This is a genomic window from Aeromonas sp. MdU4, assembly GCF_041929505.1.
Taxonomy (GTDB): Bacteria; Pseudomonadota; Gammaproteobacteria; order Enterobacterales; family Aeromonadaceae; genus Aeromonas.
Genome location: NZ_JBHFMW010000064.1, coordinates 259 through 3,635, shown reverse-complemented (window position 1 = coordinate 3,635; position 3,377 = coordinate 259). Strand labels below are relative to the sequence as shown.

Sequence of the window (3,377 nt, the reverse complement as noted above, 5' to 3'; positions counted from 1 at the left end):
AGTGGCCTGTCCCTTAGGAGGGGACCGCTCTATCCTACTGAGCTACGGGAGCCTTGTGGCGGGCATTATACAAGAAGCGACTCCCTTTTAAACCCTTGATTCCTATTCCAATACTGCCAAATCCCCATTCTGGATGTTGAATGGCGAATATTTGTTCTGGCTGCGGATGATGGCGCCGTCGTCGAATACCTGCACCACTTCGAACAGGCCGTCGGCCGGGTTGCGCATCATGCGCGATTTGCCGTAAGGGTCGATGAAGTCGGCATTGTGCTGGATCCGGAACTGATCGCCGAGTTTGACGCCGTTGCGCCGACCCAGATTGATGTAGGGGCCGCGTTCGTTCTGGCCGACTACCCGGGCAGTAACCGGGGCGCAGGTGAGCTGGGCCACCAGATCCTGAGCGGCTTGCTGCAACTGGTAGTTGACCTCCTGGCCGTAGCTCGACTGCCAGAACTGGCCGCTGCTGCTGCCTACCTGATCCCGTTTGCCGAAGGTCCAGGTGGCGCGCCCTTCGTAGACCTTGCGGTTGATCAGGCTGCCGTTGATGCCATCGAACAGGTAGAGCTGCATCCGAAAATTGCGGACGGGATCCTGATACCAGCTGGTCAGCTGGTTGCCCTGTGGCTCGATGGAGAGATCGTCGATGCTGCCGAGTACCAGATACTGGCTGTCGGTGCGCAGGCTAAGCGCCTTGATCTCCTCGAGGGCGCTGCGATCGCCCTGTTGCAGGTGGAGTGGATCGATGCGCAGGTTTTCATCCAGCCACTGGCGCACCGCGACCCCTTGCGGGGCGTTGGCGAGGGTTTCGAACAGTCGGCGCGAGAGATTTTCCGGCATGTCGTCCATGGCACCATAGCTGGCTTGATCGGGGTAGCGCAGCCGCAGTCTGACCAGTGTCAAATCCTTGGCGAAGTGTTGGGTCTGGCAGATCTGGCGCTCGGCCTGAATATCGGCCACCAGGGTGATGTACATGCGGCCGTTGCGCACCTCTTCCCGCTTGAGGCGGTACTGGCGAATGTCGCCGCCAGAGCGGATCTGGATCTGCTCGGAGCGCAGGCTGCCATTCTCCAGACGCTGCACGCTGGAGACGGCGGCGCCGCTGGCCAGCAGCAGGGTCAACAGCAGCGGTAATTTCATAACAGACACCTTGCTTAGGCGGCTTGCAGCCTCTCCTTGTTCTTGTTGAAGGGAGGTCGCGGGCCGACATGGATCACAACAGTTGTTCGATGGCGCTTTTCTGACCATCTGCCAGACGTTGGCTTAACAGCAAAACAGACAGCAAGAATCATGCCTCATTCCCGGCTCAAGGTTTGGCGGACGCGTCCGATAACAAAGCAGGTGCAGATACAGGAAAGGTATCCATGAACAAATTCATCACGGCGTTGGCGCTCGCTCTGGCATTGGCCGGTTGCGGCTCCGACCCTATCAATCGGGACGTGGGGGATCCCCGCCAGGCGGCGCAGGGGATGGAGCTTAACTGGCTGGTAGCGCGTATGGCCGATCAGCTGATGGAGCGCAAATCACTCTCCACCCTGACCGATCCCATCGCGGTGGCCTCTTTTGTCGATCTCGATACCCTGCAGGATACCAACTGGATGGGCCAACAGCTTGAGGAGAGCTTTATTTACGAGCTCAACCGCCGTGGTGAAGTGGTGGTGGACTTCAAGCTGACCGGCAGCATCAAGGTGACGCCGCAGGGGGATTTCGTGCTGAGCCGCAACTACAAGGAGCTCTCCTCCCGTCTGCCCATCTCCCGCATTCTGGTCGGCACTTTCAGTCGCAATAGCAAGGGGATCCTGGTCAACGCCCGCATCATCGATATGCGTACCAAGATGGTGGAGACCACGGCCCAGAGTCTGATCCCGCAAAAATATCTGTTCGGTGCCAACAACTCGTTTGGTCGGGCATCGATCAACCGCGGTTATTTGATGCGTGACAGTCAGGCCAGACCGGGCGGTCATCTGGTCAACCTGACCCCATAAGGAGCGAGTCATGAAGATGTTGTTTGGTTGCCTGCTGGCGCTCTTGCTCACCGGTTGCAGCTACAACCGGGTGATGGATTACACCCAGGGTGGCAAGCCCGATGATTTTCCGGTGCTCAAGGCGGTGGGCTATGCAGTGATCGACATCCAGCCTGGCCCCTCCCAGTCGGAGAAGATGCTGCAGGCGATCCGCGCTTCCAAGATGGATGCCTATCGCGAGCTGGCCGAGCAGCTCAACGGCCAGCAGGTGCGCGGCCAGAGCAGCTACCGCGATCTGACCCAGACCTCCAACTCGCTCGATGTGTCGGTGGCTGGCGTGGTGCGTGGTGCCCGGGTGGTGGCCTCCTATCCCCGTGGCAACACCTATGCCACCGAGATGGAGCTTGATACCCGCGCCCTCTACAACATCAACCAGCTGATGGCCGGTCAGTTCTAAATAGGGTTGCAGATAGCCTGATAGGCGAGCCAGCGGCTCGCCTTTTTGTTATCGGGGCCTGGCCGGGTGAGTGTCGGAAGATGAAATATGGCCCTTAATTAGCCATTTTCGGATTATTTTGGCGGGTAGGCGGGGGCAATATCGTCAAGCCATGGTTGATGACAATCATTAGTCATTTAGCTATATCGAACAAATAATCGGCGTGGTAGCGATGGATAGGGCGGCAAACACTCTTGGTCAGGCTCTTTATCGTGCCTGACGGCAGAAAAAACAGAGGCGGGCATGATGCCCGCCTCGTGCCGATTGGCTCGATTATTTGCCCATCAGTACCGGTGGCACTGCAGTGGGTTTGACATCTTCACTCGGGTAGCAGCCAAGCACCTTGATATAACGGGTGAGCTTGGTCAGCTCCACCAGTGCGGCCTGCATCGCCGGGGTCTGCAGGTTGGCGGAGACATCCAGATAGAACATCTCTTCCCACGGGTTGCCCTGCACCGGACGGGATTCCAGCTTGGTCATGTTGATCTCGTGGTTGCGCAGTACCAGCAGCGCCTCCACCAGCGAGCCCGGTTTCTGGGAGGTGGACATGATGAGGGTGGTCTTGGCCGGGATCTGCGGCGCCACGTCGATGGGCTTGCGCGCCACCACGATAAAGCGGCTGTAGTTCTCTTTCTGGTTGGCCAGCTGCTCGGCCAGCACGTCCAGACCATACAGCTCGCCACCGGCGGCGCTGCCGATGGCGGCCGCCTCCGGGCTCGCCAGCTCTTTCACCTTCATCATGGCGCTGGAGGAGGAGTCACAGATCTCGTGGCGTGCCCCTTCCAGCTTGCTCAGATAGTGGGAGCACTGCTGGAACACCTGCGGGTGGGCATAGAAGGTCTTGATGCGGCTTAGCTCGGTCGGTACGGCGGTGAGAATGCAGTGCTCGATGGGGTAGGTCAGTTCGCCGACGATGGAGA

General features: G+C 59.0%; 3 protein-coding genes and 1 pseudogene. 2 read left to right on the top strand and 2 right to left on the bottom strand.

Going from position 1 to position 3,377, the window contains the following annotated elements; translation table 11 throughout:
- Positions 1-102 precede the first annotated feature (102 nt).
- Positions 103-1,110: pseudogene (locus tag ACE1BR_RS23170) on the bottom strand (flagellar assembly protein T N-terminal domain-containing protein); the annotation flags it as partial.
- Between the two features lie 251 nt (positions 1,111-1,361).
- Between ACE1BR_RS23170 and ACE1BR_RS23165 the strand changes: the two are divergent.
- Together ACE1BR_RS23165 and ACE1BR_RS23160 are read left to right on the top strand one after the other, a co-directional pair.
- Entirely contained in the window at positions 1,362-1,982 is a 621-nt protein-coding gene (locus tag ACE1BR_RS23165) for a FlgO family outer membrane protein (protein ID WP_374874432.1), read from the top strand.
- A 10-nt stretch (positions 1,983-1,992) separates the two neighbouring features.
- A complete protein-coding gene (locus ACE1BR_RS23160; protein ID WP_033114192.1) occupies positions 1,993-2,418 on the top strand; it encodes an LPP20 family lipoprotein in 426 nt (141 codons plus the stop codon).
- A gap of 312 nt (positions 2,419-2,730) precedes the next feature.
- Here the strand turns inward: ACE1BR_RS23160 and ACE1BR_RS23155 are convergent.
- The coding region (locus ACE1BR_RS23155; RefSeq protein ID WP_374874430.1) for a prephenate dehydratase domain-containing protein at positions 2,731-3,377 on the bottom strand (647 nt) is incomplete at its 5' end.

Coding starts and splice junctions, on each gene's coding strand:
- ACE1BR_RS23160 (WP_033114192.1), top strand. CDS start 1,993: ATGAAGATGTTGTTTGGTTGCCTGCTGGCGCTCTTGCTCACCGGTTGC.
- ACE1BR_RS23165 (WP_374874432.1), top strand. CDS start 1,362: ATGAACAAATTCATCACGGCGTTGGCGCTCGCTCTGGCATTGGCCGGT.